We start from the raw sequence: 629 nt of genomic DNA on the forward strand, positions 1-629 counted from the left end.
TTCAAATTTTTCCTTCGCCATTGGAAAGTCTCCCCATTTGCTAAATTGACATTATGGTGCCCACAACTGGACTCGAACCAACGACCTCTTCCTTACCAAGGAAGTGCTCTACCGCCTGAGCTATGTGGGCTTATATTAGCTTGCAGATTCATACGAACAAGCAAATATTTCTATTTTCTAATATTTTGGAGCGGGTGATGGGAATCGAACCCACGCTATCAGCTTGGAAGGCTGAAGTTCTACCATTGAACTACACCCGCTTATCCTTCTTTTTAACTGGTGGAGGGGGAAGGATTCGAACCTTCGAAGGCAGAGCCGTCAGATTTACAGTCTGATCCCTTTGACCGCTCGGGAACCCCTCCAAAAAGAACGCTATTGTCTTTTAAGATGAATAGAATGTCAACATTTTGTTAACGGCCAACCTAATTAGATGGTGCTGGCACCAGGAATCGAACCCGGGACCTACTGATTACAAGTCAGTTGCTCTACCAACTGAGCTACGCCAGCATATTCGCTTTTCCTGTTCTTTACAGGATTTAGTGATAATTTTTTATTATTTATCACTTAAATAAAACCCTGGCGATGACCTACTTTCACATGAGGAGACCTCACACTATCATTGGCGCGGG

At 43.9% G+C, this 629-nt stretch carries 4 tRNA genes; all 4 read right to left on the reverse strand.

The window, feature by feature from the left end:
- Window positions 1–54: 54 nt before the first annotated feature.
- The 4 genes from DGG96_RS07190 to DGG96_RS07205 all read right to left on the reverse strand — a co-directional run bounded on the left by DGG96_RS07190 (window position 55) and on the right by DGG96_RS07205 (window position 507).
- A tRNA-Thr gene (locus tag DGG96_RS07190) sits at window positions 55–130 on the reverse strand.
- 56 nt (window positions 131–186) lie between these two features.
- A tRNA-Gly gene (locus DGG96_RS07195) sits at window positions 187–260 on the reverse strand.
- A 17-nt stretch (window positions 261–277) separates the two neighbouring features.
- Window positions 278–362 (reverse strand) — tRNA-Tyr (locus DGG96_RS07200).
- A gap of 69 nt (window positions 363–431) precedes the next feature.
- Window positions 432–507: transfer RNA gene (locus tag DGG96_RS07205), tRNA-Thr, on the reverse strand.
- Window positions 508–629 lie beyond the last annotated feature (122 nt).

Source organism: Legionella qingyii (assembly GCF_003184185.1).